Origin of the sequence: Paenarthrobacter sp. CAP02 (assembly GCF_040137855.1) — a bacterium.
In the GTDB taxonomy this organism is placed as follows: domain Bacteria; phylum Actinomycetota; class Actinomycetes; order Actinomycetales; family Micrococcaceae; genus Arthrobacter.
On record NZ_JBEEII010000003.1, the window covers coordinates 150924 to 165831 of the forward strand.

The window sequence follows — 14908 nt, forward strand, 5'->3', positions numbered from 1 at the left end:
ATGGCAGGATTGGTTATATGTTGCGTTGGTTGACTGCCGGTGAATCCCACGGTCCGGCTCTGATCGGAATTGTTGAAGGCGTGCCCGCCGGTGTTGAACTCACCAGTGGGCAGATTCGCGACGCGCTGGCGCGTCGCCGCCTGGGCTACGGACGTGGTGCCCGAATGAAGTTCGAGCAGGATGAGGTCACCATCATGGGTGGCGTCCGGCACGGCCTGACCCAGGGTGGCCCAGTCGCCATCCAGGTGGGCAACACTGAGTGGCCCAAGTGGGAGCAGATCATGGCTGCTGATCCCGTGGACCCCGAAGTGCTCGCCGACCAGGCACGCAACGCTCCCTTGACCCGGCCCCGTCCCGGCCATGCCGACTTCACGGGCATGCAAAAGTACGGCTTCGACGAAGCCCGTCCGGTCCTTGAGCGTGCAAGCGCCCGGGAAACTGCCACCCGCGTTGCCCTTGGCACTGTCGCGGCCCAGTTCCTGAAGCAGTTGGGCGTCGAGTTGGTGAGCCACACTGTTTCCATTGCCAGCGTGACAGTTCCGGAAGGGCGGCCGCTGCCGCTGCCCAAGGACGTTCTGGCGCTTGACGCCGACCCCCTGCGCTGCTTCGACCGCGAAACCTCGGACGCGATGGTTGCCGAGGTGGATGCTGCCCACAAGGAAGGCGAAACCCTGGGCGGGGTTGTCGAAGTGCTCGCCTACGGGCTTCCGCCTGGACTGGGCAGCTACGTGCACTGGGACCGTCGGCTAGACTCGCGGTTGGCCGCAGCACTAATGGGTATCCAGGCCATCAAGGGCGTGGAGGTTGGGGACGGCTTCCTGACCGCTGCCCGACGCGGCTCGGCTGCCCACGACGAAATCCTCAAGGACGAGAATGGCAGGATCGTCCGCCAGACCAATCGTGCCGGTGGCATTGAAGGTGGCATGAGCATAGGCGAGGTCCTGCGGGTTCGCGCCGCCATGAAGCCGATCGCCACGGTTCCGCGTGCGCTTCGCACCATCGATGTCAGCACCGGAGAGCCTGCCAAGGCCCACCACCAGCGTTCGGACGTCTGTGCGGTGCCCGCCGCGGGCGTGGTGGCCGAAGCCATGGTTGCCCTCGTTCTCGCCGAAGCCATTGCCGAGAAATTCGGCGGCGACTCCGTTGCCGAAACGCAGCGCAACCTGAGGAGCTACCTCGACAGCATCCCGGCCACCCTGGACTCGGTCGGCCGGTAGTGGTCCCCGATATCCGGCCTGGCCGCCCTGTCGTCCTGGTGGGTCCAATGGCCGTCGGTAAATCGGCCATAGGCCAGCAACTTGCGCAGCAGCTGGGTCTGCCCTTCGTGGATACCGACGCAGTGGTTGTTGCCGCACATGGCAGCATTGCAGACATTTTCGCTGGACGCGGGGAGCACGCGTTCCGTGAAATTGAAGCACGTGCCGTGGCGAAGTCCATCGAGTCAGCCAAGGCGCAGCCGGCCATTATCTCCCTTGGCGGGGGAGCGGTCCTGGACACCGGCACCCAACAACTGCTGGGCGAGTGCACTGTGGTTTACCTCGAATGCGACGCGGAAACGGTCGCCGACCGGATTGCGCGCAACACTGGGAGGCCTTTGCTGCAGGGTGACGCCATGGAACGCTGGGAATTGCTATTTGCCACCCGGCGTCCCGTCTACGAACGTCTCGCGGACCTGGTCATTGATGTGCGCGCAGGATCCGTGGCGGAAATCGGCCTCCAGCTGGAGGCGCGGCTGCGCGACCATGCAGCCTTGAAACAGGAAGTTGAAAAGTGAGCAACGAAGCAACGGTCATCAAGGTGACTGGACAGGCCGCCAGCGAAAACTACGACGTCGTGGTGGGCCGCGGCCTTCTGGAGTCCTTGCCGGCCAAGCTCGGTGAGCGTGTTCGACGGGTCCTGGTCATCCACCCACGTGCCTTGCGCCTGACAGGCGATACCGTCCGTGACGAGCTTGAGGCTGCCGGTTTCACGGCGCTCACGGCGGAGATCCCGGACGCCGAGGAAGGCAAGCACATTCAGGTTGCCGCCTTCTGCTGGCAGGTGCTGGGACAAAACGACTTCACCCGATCGGACGCCATCGTTGCCGTGGGCGGCGGGGCAGTGACCGACCTGGCGGGCTTTGTGGCAGCGACGTGGCTCCGGGGCGTCAAGGTCATCCACATGCCCACCAGCCTCCTGGGCATGGTGGATGCTTCGGTTGGTGGCAAGACCGGTATCAACACCGCAGAGGGCAAGAACCTCGTAGGCTCCTTCCACCCGCCGGCGGCCGTGCTTGTTGATCTCGACACGCTCCAGACCCTGCCCAAGAATGAGCTTATTTCCGGCATGGCCGAAGTGATCAAGTGCGGTTTCATCGCCGATCCCGTGATCCTGGACTTGCTGGAAAACAAGACCGAGGCCGCTATGGATGCCGGCTCCGACGTTGTCCGTGAGCTTATTGAGCGGGCAATCTCCGTCAAGGCCAACGTCGTGTCCCAGGACCTGAAGGAATCCGGTCTTCGCGAGATCCTCAACTACGGGCACACTCTGGGCCACGCCATCGAGCTGGTTGAGCGCTACTCCTGGCGTCACGGTGCCGCTGTATCGGTGGGCATGATGTTCGCCGCCGAGCTGTCCCGCAGCGTGGGCCGCCTGTCCGATGCCGACGCCGACCGGCACCAGACCATCCTGGAGAGCCTGGGCCTGCCGATCACCTACCGCAGGGACCGCTGGCAGGGTTTGCTGGATGGTATGCGCCGGGACAAGAAGTCCCGTGGCGACCTTTTGCGCTTTGTTGTCCTTGACGGCATCGCCAAGCCGGGCATCCTGGATGTTCCTGACACTTCGCTCTTGTTTGCGGCCTACCAGGAAATCGCATCATGACCATCGCCCTGCAGGACGGCGTGAGCGATTGGCCGACAGCCGGTTTCCCGGGCGTGCGCATGAACCCGGACACGCTGCTTCCCGTCGTCGTCAACGAAGAAGCAATGGAAGCAGCACTGGCGGCCTCCGGGGATCCGGCAGACAGGATCATGGCCCTCCTGCTCGATAACCAGCCAAACGAAGCCGCTGAGCTCCTTGCCGAGGCCCGCTATAAGGACCCCGAGTCATTCCGCCTCCGGATCTTCGAAGCCGAAGTGCACCGGGCCACCCATCGCCTGGACCGGGCCGTGCAGTTGTTCAAGCACTTGCTGCATGATGTCCAGGGCAGTTCCAAGGAAGCGATCGTCCACCAGTACCTTGGCCGTGCCTACTTTGTCAGTGGGAACGCGCTGGCGGCGTCGGAAGAGTTCGCCAAGGCCTTGGACCTGCGCGTGGCGATGGCTGCTGATGCCGCGCTCATCTACTCGTCCGCAGTGGCCCTGCAGCGCGCCCGGAACGTGCTGGAACTGGCTTCCTAGGAGCCACCGGAAACGCTGCCCGCAAGCCTCGGCCGGTTTTGCCGGTAGAATGGTTTTTGGATTTTTGATAAATACGCGCTGGCGCGCCGATTGGCACGCCTGCTTGGCATAGATAGCTGGCAGCTAGAACCAGTGCGATTAACCAGAGGATACGAGTGGCAACCACAAACGACATCAAGAACGGGACCGTACTGAAGCTCGAGGGCCAGCTCTGGAACATCATTGAGTTCCAGCACGTCAAGCCGGGCAAAGGCGGCGCCTTCGTCCGCACCAAAATGCGCAACGTCATGTCCGGCAAGGTGGTCGACAAGACCTTCAACGCCGGCCTGAAAATCGAAACCGCAACGGTTGACCGCCGCGACTACCAGTACCTGTACCAGGACGGCGAAGACTTCGTGTTCATGGATACCCAGGACTACGACCAGATCACCGTCTCCGGTGCAACGGTAGGCGACGCCACCAACTTCATGCTCGAGAACCAGATGGTCAATATCGCCATCCACGAGGGCACCCCGCTCTACATCGAACTGCCCCCGAGCGTCGTCCTCGAAATCACCTACACGGAGCCCGGCCTCCAGGGTGACCGTTCTTCCGCAGGCACCAAGCCTGCCACTGTTGAAACCGGCTACGAGATCCAGGTACCCCTGTTCGTCGAACAGGGCACCAAGGTCAAGGTCGACACCCGCGATGGCAGCTACCTGGGCCGGGTCAACGACTAGTGAGCGCCCGCGGTAAAGCCCGTAGCAGGGCTCTGGAAGTACTTTTCGAAGCGGAGCAGCGTTCCGTCTCGGCTTTCGATGCGCTCAAGGCGCGCCGGGAGAAGACAGACCTCGTGATCAACCCCTACACGGTCGAAATCGTTGAAGGCGTGGTCTCCATGCAGGGGACCATTGACGAATTCCTTGAGACGTACGCCCAAGGCTGGACTCTGGAGCGGATGCCGTCCGTGGACCTGATTATCCTCCGTATCGGCGCATGGGAACTGCTCTACAACGACGAAGTCCCTGATGGCGTAGCCGTCAGCGAGGCCGTCGCCCTCGCCAAGACGATGTCCACGGACGAGTCGCCGGCCTTCATTAATGGCCTGCTCGGCCGTTTGCAGAAGCTCAAGCCTTCACTGCTGGCCTGATCGGCGGCAAAGGTTGGAAGGACCCGCTTCCCGGGAAACCGGGAAGCGGGTCCTTTTTTGTCCGGGATCCGTCCACGCACTATTGGAGGACTGCCGCCCTCAGGGCAGGTATGGCGCGAAGGTGCTCGAGTTCGTCGTGTTGGTGGACCGGTACGTCACGTCCGCTAAGGATGCGCTGACGGGTGAAGGCCAAAGCCGTGGCCCCTTTGATGAAGTTCCGCATTTGCGCTGTCCTTCCCCGGGACGACGCCCAGCGCAGGGCCTGGCGCCGGCCCCTGGACGTGCCAAGCATCTCCACTTCAGCGGGTGTGAACCATCCCGCGCGGGCGTATTCGAGGAGTCTTTGGCGCGTGAGCTTCCCCTCGGCCACGCGAAGCAGGATGATCCCCACAGTTGCCGTCAGGAAAATGGGAACCTGCACCACGAAGTACTCCACCAGGAAGTCCTGGCCCATGCTGTTCCATCGGTTGTGCAAGAACATGGCCGGCAACAAACCCACGAAGAACGCCAGCACTGCATAGCCGGGATGCCATCTGCGGGCGGCGAAGCCCATGATCAGTCCGGTGGTGCCAGTGAACACGGCGTGGGCGAATGGCGACATGAGTCCGCGGAGGATAAAAATCCGTACGAAGTCGGTGCCGGGATCGGTCGACGAGGCAATCTCCCGCCCGAAATAGAGGATATTTTCCGTGAACGCGAATCCGGCGGCGATGGTGAAGGCAAAGACAACGCCGTCCACGGGACCGTCAAAGTATTTCCGGGCCGCGAGGATCAGTACCAGCAGTCCCAGCGACTTGGTGAACTCCTCGACGATTGGCGCCTGGACGGTGGCCATGAAGTAGGTGAAGGCTTCTTCGCTGCTGGTGGGTGCGGCCAGCGCGAACAAGGGCTGGATCAGCAGCGTGCCTGCGATGGACACGGCAGCGCCCCACGTGAAGGCGAACCAAAGGAGCCGCTTTGGTTCCGGCTCCCAGCGATCAATGAGGCGGACGGTGAGCAGCACCACGGTCAACGGAATGAGGGAGGCGACGAAGCCAATCACGAAGCCGGTGATTCCCGTGTTGCCCAGAAGGAAGGGGAGAACCAGCAGCAGGCTGGCAAGTGCCAGGATCCCGCCACCGATGACCAGCGGAAGTGTGCCCATGGACCGTTTCGGCGCCGGCGGCATTGCCCAGGTTTGTTGGGGGAGTGATGCCGGATTGCCTGGAGCGTGCTGGTAGTTGGCGGGCTGCACCCGCCCCATCCAGGTGGGGTTGGCGCCGGGTTCCACATAGGGCCGCCGATAGGGTTGGCCGTGAGGGTTCATGGTCATGGGACTGAGCCTATTCCACGGCGGGGAATGTGAGCTTAAACTCGTCCCGCCCGGCGCCCTCGGGTGAAGCGGGAAACTGCCGTTGTGGTAGCTTGGAAAAGCAAATATTCCTTTTTTAATTCCGTCCCGTGAGGCGGGGAAAGGGGAGACGAGCGATGACTGAAGTCACTTCAGCGCACCTGCCGTCGCGGGTTGTCCTCAACCAGGCGGACATTGACCGTGCGCTCACTCGTATCGCCCACGAGATCCTTGAAGCCAACAAGGGCCCCCAGGATCTGGTTCTTTTGGGCATTCCCAGCCGCGGCTACCCTTTGGCCGTGCGGCTCGCCAACAAAATCGCAGCTGCCGACCCCACGGTCAACGCCGAAACGATTGTCGGCCAACTGGATGTCACCATGTTCCGTGACGATCTCTCGCACCAGCCCACCCGGCCCCCGCGCCACACCCGCCTGCCCTTGTCGGGGATTGACAACAAAGTTGTTGTCCTGATCGATGACGTCCTGTATTCGGGACGTACCATCCGGGCCGCACTGGATGCCTTGGTTGACCTTGGCCGCCCGAGGATTGTCCGTTTGGCCGTTTTGGTGGACCGGGGCCACCGGGAGCTGCCGATCCGCGCAGACCACGTTGGCAAGAACCTGCCGACTTCAAGTTCCGAAAAGGTCCGGGTCCACCTGGAGGAAATCGACACCGTGGATGGCGTGCCCGTCAACGAAGTAGTGATCGAGGCCGGCCAGTGAAGCACCTCCTTTCCACCGAGAACCTCAGCGCCTTCGATGCCATCCGGGTCCTGGATACAGCCGAGGAAATGTCGGCAGTGGGCGAGCGTGAAGTGAAGAAGCTTCCTGCCTTGCGCGGCAGGACAGTCGTCAACCTTTTCTTCGAGGACTCCACACGTACGCGCATCTCCTTCGAAGCCGCAGCCAAACGCCTGTCCGCTGACGTCATCAACTTCGCAGCCAAGGGTTCATCGGTGTCCAAGGGCGAGTCGCTCAAGGACACCGCGCAGACGTTGGCTGCCATGGGCGCTGACGCGGTGGTCATCCGCCACTGGGCCTCCGGGGCACCCCATCGCCTCGCAGCGACGGACTGGATCGACGCTGCCGTGATCAACGCCGGTGACGGCACCCACGAACACCCCACGCAGGCACTCCTGGACGCGTTCACCATGCGCCGGCACTGGGCCCAGCTCAAGGGAACGGCCTCCACAGGAGCCGATCTTAAGGGCATGCGCGTGGCAATCGCCGGTGACGTCCTGCACTCCCGGGTGGCCCGTTCCAACGTCTGGTTGCTGAAGACCCTTGGGGCTGACGTCACCTTGGTGGCGCCACCCACCCTGCTGCCCATCGGCGTCGAGCACTGGCCCTGCAAGGTCAGCTACAACCTGGACGAGACCTTGGAAGCCGGCATCGACGCCATGATGATGCTGCGTGTCCAGGGTGAGCGGATGAACGCGTCGTTCTTCCCATCAACCCGCGAGTACTCGCGCCGCTGGGGTTTCGACGACGCGCGTCTGCGTGCCCTGGATGACCTTGGCATGAAGGACACCATCATCATGCACCCCGGCCCCATGAACCGCGGCCTGGAGATTTCCTCGGCCGCCGCGGATTCGCCGCGTTCCACTGTGCTTGCGCAGGTACGCAACGGTGTCTCGGTCCGCATGGCCGCCCTTTACCTGCTGCTCTCCGGGGATTCCCGCGAAGCTGCACCGAACGCAATCCAGTCCAGCAAGGAGACCAACTGATGGCAGAGAACACCTACCTGATTCGTGGGGCAGCCATCCTCGGCGGTGAACCTGAGGACCTGTTGATCCGCGACGGCATCATCGAAGCACGCGGGAAGGACCTCGCGGACGGCGACGCCACGGTCGTTGACGGCAAGGGCCTGATCGCGCTGCCGGGCATGGTCGATGTCCACACCCACCTCCGCGAACCGGGCCGCGAGGACGCTGAAACCGTGGAGACCGGAACCCGGGCCGCTGCGCTGGGTGGCTTTACCGCCGTGCATGCAATGGCCAACAGCAACCCGGTGGCGGACACGGCCGGCGTCGTCGAGCAGGTCCACAGCCTGGGCCGTGCGTCCGGTTGGGTTGACGTCCGTCCGGTCGGCGCGGTCACCGTGGGACTGGCCGGCGAGCAGCTCGCCGAGCTCGGTGCCATGGCGGACTCACGCGCCCAGGTCCGGATGTTCTCCGATGACGGCATCTGCGTCCACGATCCCGTCATCATGCGCCGCGCACTGGAGTACGTCAAAGCGTTCGACGGCGTCGTGGCCCAGCACGCGCAGGAACCCCGCCTTACCGCCGGGGCACAGATGAACGAAGGCGCTGTCTCGGCGGTGCTGGGGCTGACAGGGTGGCCGGCCGTGGCCGAGGAGAGCATCATTGCCCGCGACGTCCTGCTCGCCCAGCATGTGGGTTCCCGCCTGCACGTCTGCCACGTCTCCACCGCCGGTTCCGTGGAGATAATACGCTGGGCAAAGGCCCGCGGCATCAACGTCACCGCTGAAGTCACCCCGCACCACCTGCTCCTGACCGACGAACTGGTCCGCAGCTACGATCCCGTGTACAAGGTCAATCCGCCGCTCCGCACGGACGCTGATGTGCAGGCGCTGCGCGAGGGCCTCGCCGATGGCACCATCGACGTCGTGGGCACCGACCACGCTCCGCACCCCAGTGAGCACAAAGAGTGTGAATGGGCACAGGCAGCCATGGGCATGACCGGCCTGGAGACCGCGCTCTCGGTGGTGCAGGAAACCATGATCGAAACCGGCCTCATGTCGTGGGCAGACTTCGCCAGGGTTACCTCGTTCACTCCGGCCGTGATCGGACGCGTTGCCGACCAAGGGCGCCCATTGGACGTCGGGGAGCCCGCCAACGTCATCTTGGTGGACCCGGCTGCGCGTTGGACCGTCGACCCCCATAAAATGGCAACCATGGGCCGCAATTCACCGTTCAAGGGCAAAGAGCTGCCCGGTTCAGTGGTGGCGACATTCTTCAAGGGCCACCCCACTGTCCTCGACGGCAAACTCAACACCCCGTACCGCTACCCTGCAGTCAGCGGTAACTGATGGACAACCAGACATTGACCGTGCTCATCACGGTTCCGTTGATCGCCGTGGTGCTGGCGATGCTCTGGCTGGGTTGGCGGAACCGACTGAGGCGACAAGCCGACGTCGAACGCCTCCCCGAGGTTCCGGAGCAGCTGACCCCTGCCACCGTCGTCGCAGATGGCCAATACGTGGCCACCACGACCGCGGGCGACTGGCTGGACCGAATCGCCGTCCAGGGCCTGGGCATCCGGACCAACGCGGAACTGAGCATTCACGCCGAAGGCGTGTTGTTTGACCGATCCGGCGCCGCCCCGGTCTTTATCCCGCGCTCGGCTGTGCAGGACAGCCACCCAGCAGACGGCATGACCGGGAAGTTCGTCGAAAAGGACGGACTCGTGGTCATCAGCTGGAAACTGGGCACCCGCGAACTGGACACCGGTTTCCGGTCCAGGCACGCAGCCGACAAGCAGCTCCTCCTCGAAGCCCTCCAGGAATTGATCTCCGCAGCCCCTCAGGCAGATGCCGATAGTGGAAAGTAATAAAGTGACGGATAGTAAAGCAGCCACCACCCTCACCTCCTCAGCAGCAGTGCTGGTGCTCGAAGACGGCCGCATGTTCCGCGGCCGCAGCTACGGCGCCCAGGGGACCGCGCTCGGTGAAGCGGTATTCGCCACCGGCATGACCGGTTACCAGGAAACCATTACCGACCCTTCTTACGCGCGTCAGCTGGTCGTCCAGACCGCCCCGCACATCGGCAACACGGGCGTCAACAGTGAAGATGCCGAGTCCCGCCGCATCTGGGTGGCCGGGTACATTGTGCGCGACGCCGCACGCCGACCCTCCAACTGGCGCTCCGAGCGTTCGCTGGATGACGAACTGACGGAGCAGGGTGTTGTCGGCATCCAGGGCGTGGACACCCGCGCCATCACCCGCCACCTCCGCGAGCACAAGACCATGCGCGCAGGCATCTTCTCCGGCGAAGCCGCCCAGGCCTCGGACAAGGAGCTGCTGGACGCAGTCCTGGCGAGTGCTCCGATGGAAGGCGCGGCCCTGGCCGAGGAAGTCTCCATCGATGAGGCCTACGTTGTTGAGCCCAAGGACCACGGTTGGGAAGGCGAACCGCGGTTCTCCATCGCCGCTGTGGACCTGGGCATCAAGGCCATGACCCCGGTCCGCTTTGCCGAGCGTGGCGTGCGCGTCCACGTCCTCCCGGCAACGTCTACCGTGGAGGACGTCAACGCGGTCAAGCCCGACGGTTTCTTCATGTCCAACGGCCCGGGCGACCCCGCGACGGCCGATCACCAGGTGAAGCTCCTGCGTTCGGTGCTGGACGAGAAGCTGCCGTACTTCGGTATCTGCTTCGGCAACCAGATCCTCGGCCGCGCCCTCGGATTCGGTACGTACAAGCTCCGTTACGGCCACCGCGGCATCAACCAGCCCGTCATGGACCGCCGCACGGGCAAGGTGGAGATCACCTCCCAGAACCACGGCTTTGCCGTCGACGCGCCGCTGAACGGCGCCACGGTGGCACCGGAAGAGCGCTACGGCCGCGTTGAAGTCAGCCACGTTTCCCTGAACGACGACGTCGTTGAAGGGCTCGCCTGCCTGGACATCCCCGCGTTCTCGGTCCAGTACCACCCCGAAGCCGCCGCTGGCCCGCACGATGCCGCCTACCTCTTTGACCGCTTCATCGACCTCATGGCCGACACCAAGTCCCAGGCCACAGGCGAAAACTCCAACGACTCCAACGACTCCAAGACTGAGGACAAGAAGTAATGCCCAAGCGTACAGATCTCAAGAGCGTCCTCGTCATTGGTTCGGGCCCGATCGTCATTGGCCAGGCTGCCGAGTTCGACTACTCCGGCACCCAGGCACTTCGTGTCCTCAAGGAGGAAGGCCTGCGCGTCATCCTCGTGAACTCCAACCCCGCCACCATCATGACGGACCCCGAGTTCGCGGATGCCACCTACGTTGAGCCCATCACCCCCGAGGTGGTGGAGAAGATCATCGCCAAGGAGCGCCCGGACGCCATCCTGCCCACCCTGGGCGGCCAGACGGCACTGAACACCGCCATCGCACTGGACAAGAACGGTGTGCTGGAGAAGTACAACGTGGAACTCATTGGTGCAAACATTGCCGCCATCGAGCTCGGCGAAGACCGCGAGAAGTTCAAGGGCGTGGTGGAACGTTGTGGCGCAGAGTCCGCACGCAGCCACATCATCCACACCATGGACGAAGCATTTGCGGCAGCGGAAGACCTCGGGTACCCGATGGTGGTCCGTCCTTCCTTCACCATGGGTGGCCTGGGCTCCGGCTTGGCGTACAACGAGGACGACCTCCGCCGCATCGTCGGCCAGGGCCTCCAGTACAGCCCCACCACCGAGGTCCTGCTCGAAGAGAGCATCCTTGGCTGGAAGGAATACGAGCTGGAGATGATGCGCGACAAGAACGACAACGTCGTTGTTGTGTGCTCCATCGAGAACTTCGATCCCGTAGGCGTCCACACCGGCGACTCCATCACGGTAGCTCCGGCCCTGACCCTGACGGACCGCGAGTACCAGAAGCTGCGTGACGTCTCCATTGCCGTCATCCGCGAAGTCGGCGTGGACACCGGTGGCTGCAACATCCAGTTCGCTATCGACCCTGCCACGGGCCGCGTGGTGGTCATCGAGATGAACCCCCGCGTTTCCCGCTCCTCGGCCCTGGCATCGAAGGCAACAGGTTTCGCGATCGCAAAGATCGCCACCAAGCTCTCCCTGGGCTACACGCTTGACGAGATCCCCAACGACATCACCCAGAAGACGCCGGCATCGTTCGAGCCGACCCTGGACTACGTTGTGGTCAAGGTTCCCCGTTTCGCATTCGAGAAGTTCCCGGCAGCGGACAACACCCTCACCACCACCATGAAGTCCGTCGGCGAGGCCATGGCCATGGGCCGCAACTTCACCGAGGCCCTGCAGAAGGCCCTGCGTTCCCTGGAGCAGAAGGGCTCGCAGCTGGACTTCAGCTCCGTCCCCGAATACGAAGTTGCCGAGCTCCTTGAGAAGGCCAAGCGTCCCACCACCGACCGGCTGCACCAGGTGCAGCGGGCCCTCCTGGGCGGGGCAAGCCTGGAAGAGGTCTTCGAGGCCACCAAGATCGACCCCTGGTTCCTGGACCAGCTGCAGTTGCTCAACGAGACTGCGCAGCAGATCCGCAAGGCCGGCGTGCTCACCGAGGAAATGCTGCGCAATGCCAAGCGCCACGGTTTCTCCGACGAGCAAATCGGTGCTTTGACGCACAACAATGAGGCAGTGGTCCGTGGTGTCCGCCAGGCACTGGGCATCCGTCCGGTCTACAAGACGGTGGACACCTGTGCTGCAGAGTTCGCCGCTTACACTCCGTACCACTACTCGTCCTATGACGAAGAAGATGAGGTGGGCCTGCACGCCAAGCCCTCGGTCATCATCCTCGGCTCCGGCCCCAACCGCATTGGCCAGGGCATCGAGTTCGACTACTCCTGCGTGCACGCCTCCATGGCCCTGCGCAAGGCCGGGTACGAGACCGTCATGGTCAACTGCAACCCCGAGACAGTCTCCACCGACTACGACGTCTCCACGCGCCTGTACTTCGAACCGCTGACCCTTGAGGACGTCCTCGAGGTCATCGCGGCAGAAGAACGCACCGGCGGTGTCATGGGTGTCTTCGTCCAGCTCGGCGGCCAAACCCCGCTCAAGCTGGCGCAGCAGCTCGCCGATGCCGGCGTGCCGATCCTGGGTACCTCGCCTGAGGCCATCGACCTCGCCGAGCACCGTGGCGCCTTCGCCCGCGTGCTGGACGAAGCCGGCTTGACCTCCCCGAAGAACGGCACCGCCGTCTCCTTCGAGGACGCCAAGAAGATCGCAGATGAGATCGGCTACCCGGTCCTGGTGCGCCCGTCCTACGTCCTGGGTGGCCGTGGCATGGAGATCGTCTACGACGAAGCCAACCTCTCCCGCTACATCGCCAACGCCACCGAGATCACCCCGGACCACCCGGTGCTGATCGACCGCTTCCTTGAGGACGCCGTCGAAATCGACGTCGACGCGCTCTTCGACGGCACCGACATGTACCTCGGCGGCATCATGGAGCACATCGAAGAGGCCGGCATCCACTCCGGTGACTCTGCTTGCGTGCTTCCTCCGATCACCCTTGGCAACAACGTGATCGAACGCGTGCGCACCGCAACGCGTGCCATCGCTGAGGGCGTGGGTGTCCGCGGCCTGATCAACATCCAGTTCGCGCTGGCTTCCGATGTCCTGTACGTCCTTGAAGCCAACCCGCGGGCCTCCCGCACGGTTCCGTTCGTCTCCAAGGCCACAGGTGTCCAGATGGCCAAGGCCGCGGCGCTCATCGGCACGGGTGTCACCATCAACCAGCTCCGCACTGCCTACAAGATGCTGCCGGAGACGGGGGACGGCTCCACGCTGCCCCTGGATGCGCCGGTTGCCGTCAAGGAAGCCGTCCTGCCGTTCAGCCGCTTCCGCACGCCGGAGGGCAAGGTCGTTGACTCGCTGCTCGGCCCGGAGATGCGCTCCACCGGCGAGGTCATGGGTATCGATAAGCACTTCGACACCGCCTTCGCCAAGAGCCAGGCTGCCGCCAACAATGCACTGCCCACCGAAGGCAAGATCTTCGTTTCGGTCGCCAACCGTGACAAGCGTTCGGTGATCATGGGCGTCAAGCGCCTCTCGGACCTCGGTTTCGAGATCGTCTCCACCGGTGGCACGGCAGATGTCCTGCGCCGCAACGGCATCCAGGCCACTCCGGTGCGCAAGGTCGCCGAGGGCAGCAGTGCCGAAGGCGAAGGAACCATCGCCGACCTCGTCGTTGCCGGCGAGATCGACATGGTCTTCAACACGCCCTCAGGCGGCGAAGCCCGCAGCGACGGGTACGAACTCCGTGCCGCAGCGACGTCCATCGGCATTCCTTGCATCACCACCGTTGCCGAGTTCAACGCCGCTGTGCAGGCCATTGAAGCGCTGCGGACGTACGAATGGTCCGTGACCAGCCTGCAGGAGCACGCAGGCAACCTGGCAGCGGCAGTGGAAGCAGCCAATGCCTGAGTCTGCTTCGCCACACGTGGAACAGCAGCCGGTCCGGGAGTCGTTCGGCTCCCGGCTGGCTGCCGCCATGACGGCCCGCGGTCCGCTGTGCGTCGGGATCGACCCGCACCCGCAGCTCCTTGCTGAGTGGGGACTGAACGACGACGCCGCCGGGCTGGAACGCTTTTCGCTGACGGTGGTGGAGGCCGTGGGTTCCCACGCTGCCGCGGTGAAGCCGCAAGTGGCACTGTACGAGCGGCACGGCTCTGCCGGCATGGCAGTGCTGGAGCGCACCCTGGCCGCATCCTCGGATGCGGGTGTCCTGAGCATCGCTGACGCCAAGCGTGGTGATATTGGCTCCACGATGGCTGCCTACGCCGATGCCTGGCTGCGGGACGGGTCATCGCTGGCCGCGGACTCTGTGACCTTGAGCCCATACCTGGGCTTTGAGTCGCTGCGTCCGGCGCTGGATCTCGCCGCCCAATACGGCAGGGGAGTGTTTGTGCTCGCGTTAACATCCAACCCTGAGGGCAAGTCCGTCCAGCATGTTGGCGGCGCTGATTCCGTTGCCCGGCGCATTGTGGCCGAGGCCGCCGCGGAGAACGCGCGCTATGACGGGGTACTGGGTTCGATTGGCCTGGTGGTGGGTGCCACCATTGGTTCGGCGTTGGAGGAGCTCGACATCGACCTCGGTCCGGTCCGTGGTGCCATCCTGGCCCCGGGACTCGGTGCCCAGGGCGCTACCCCCGCCGATCTCCGTGCCACTTTTGGGGCCGCGTATCCGACTGTCCTCGCGACATCGAGCCGGGGAATCCTGGCCGCTGGACCCTCGGTTACGGCCTTGCGGGCTGCTACCGAGCAGACCAGGGATGGGCTCCGTTCCGAGTAAGTTGCCTGGCTGCATTGCGCAACCGGGCCCCTGCCGGTAGGTTCAGGATCAGTCCGCGTGATCTGGATCACAATCTCGATCTGA

14 protein-coding genes are annotated in these 14908 nt (G+C 63.9%); 13 read left to right on the plus strand and 1 reads right to left on the minus strand.

Annotation, left to right across the window (positions count from 1 at the left end; translation table 11 throughout):
* Positions 1-17: 17 nt before the first annotated feature.
* From aroC to nusB, 6 genes are all read left to right on the plus strand, one after another.
* Positions 18-1217: a chorismate synthase gene (aroC, locus tag ABHM97_RS06310; RefSeq protein ID WP_349469991.1), complete on the plus strand. Its 1200-nt coding sequence runs from the start codon at positions 18-20 to the stop codon at positions 1215-1217.
* Entirely contained in the window at positions 1217-1774 is a 558-nt protein-coding gene (locus tag ABHM97_RS06315) for a shikimate kinase (RefSeq protein WP_502921263.1), read from the plus strand. The genes aroC and ABHM97_RS06315 overlap by 1 nt, the downstream gene beginning before the upstream one ends.
* Positions 1771-2862, plus strand: a complete 1092-nt coding sequence (gene aroB / locus ABHM97_RS06320) for a 3-dehydroquinate synthase (RefSeq protein WP_349469994.1) — start codon at positions 1771-1773, stop codon at positions 2860-2862. The genes ABHM97_RS06315 and aroB overlap by 4 nt, the downstream gene beginning before the upstream one ends.
* Entirely contained in the window at positions 2859-3380 is a 522-nt protein-coding gene (locus ABHM97_RS06325; RefSeq protein ID WP_349469996.1) for a tetratricopeptide repeat protein, read from the plus strand. The genes aroB and ABHM97_RS06325 overlap by 4 nt, the downstream gene beginning before the upstream one ends.
* A gap of 155 nt (positions 3381-3535) precedes the next feature.
* Positions 3536-4099, plus strand: coding sequence for an elongation factor P (gene efp, locus ABHM97_RS06330; protein WP_011774957.1), 564 nt, complete (start codon positions 3536-3538; stop codon positions 4097-4099).
* On the plus strand, positions 4099-4509 hold the full coding sequence (gene nusB / locus ABHM97_RS06335; RefSeq protein ID WP_235520746.1) for a transcription antitermination factor NusB: 411 nt from the start codon (positions 4099-4101) through the stop codon (positions 4507-4509). The genes efp and nusB overlap by 1 nt, the downstream gene beginning before the upstream one ends.
* A 79-nt stretch (positions 4510-4588) precedes the next feature.
* Here the strand turns inward: nusB and ABHM97_RS06340 are convergent, their stop codons facing one another.
* Positions 4589-5821: a PrsW family intramembrane metalloprotease gene (locus ABHM97_RS06340; RefSeq protein ID WP_349469998.1), complete on the minus strand. Its 1233-nt coding sequence runs from the start codon at positions 5819-5821 to the stop codon at positions 4589-4591.
* 155 nt (positions 5822-5976) lie between these two features.
* On the opposite strand from ABHM97_RS06340, the gene pyrR reads away from it, so the two are divergent.
* Genes pyrR through pyrF form a run of 7 tightly spaced genes read left to right on the plus strand, consistent with a single transcriptional unit; the run spans position 5977 to position 14824 of the window.
* Positions 5977-6561 (plus strand): bifunctional pyr operon transcriptional regulator/uracil phosphoribosyltransferase PyrR, encoded by a 585-nt coding sequence (gene pyrR / locus ABHM97_RS06345; protein WP_349470000.1) that lies wholly within the window; start codon positions 5977-5979, stop codon positions 6559-6561.
* Positions 6558-7565 carry an aspartate carbamoyltransferase catalytic subunit gene (locus tag ABHM97_RS06350; protein WP_235520743.1) on the plus strand — a complete coding sequence of 336 codons (1008 nt, stop codon included), beginning with the start codon at positions 6558-6560 and terminating at the stop codon, positions 7563-7565. The genes pyrR and ABHM97_RS06350 overlap by 4 nt, the downstream gene beginning before the upstream one ends.
* Positions 7565-8890, plus strand: a complete 1326-nt coding sequence (locus ABHM97_RS06355) for a dihydroorotase (protein ID WP_235520742.1) — start codon at positions 7565-7567, stop codon at positions 8888-8890. The genes ABHM97_RS06350 and ABHM97_RS06355 overlap by 1 nt, the downstream gene beginning before the upstream one ends.
* Entirely contained in the window at positions 8890-9411 is a 522-nt protein-coding gene (locus ABHM97_RS06360; protein WP_284985760.1) for a PH-like domain-containing protein, read from the plus strand. Before ABHM97_RS06355 ends, ABHM97_RS06360 begins: the two co-directional genes overlap by 1 nt.
* Positions 9392-10648: a glutamine-hydrolyzing carbamoyl-phosphate synthase small subunit gene (carA, locus tag ABHM97_RS06365; RefSeq protein ID WP_349470001.1), complete on the plus strand. Its 1257-nt coding sequence runs from the start codon at positions 9392-9394 to the stop codon at positions 10646-10648. Before ABHM97_RS06360 ends, carA begins: the two co-directional genes overlap by 20 nt.
* Positions 10648-13956, plus strand: a complete 3309-nt coding sequence (gene carB, locus ABHM97_RS06370) for a carbamoyl-phosphate synthase large subunit (protein WP_257368007.1) — start codon at positions 10648-10650, stop codon at positions 13954-13956. The genes carA and carB overlap by 1 nt, the downstream gene beginning before the upstream one ends.
* On the plus strand, positions 13949-14824 hold the full coding sequence (pyrF, locus tag ABHM97_RS06375; protein ID WP_349470002.1) for an orotidine-5'-phosphate decarboxylase: 876 nt from the start codon (positions 13949-13951) through the stop codon (positions 14822-14824). The genes carB and pyrF overlap by 8 nt, the downstream gene beginning before the upstream one ends.
* Positions 14825-14908: the final 84 nt, after the last annotated feature.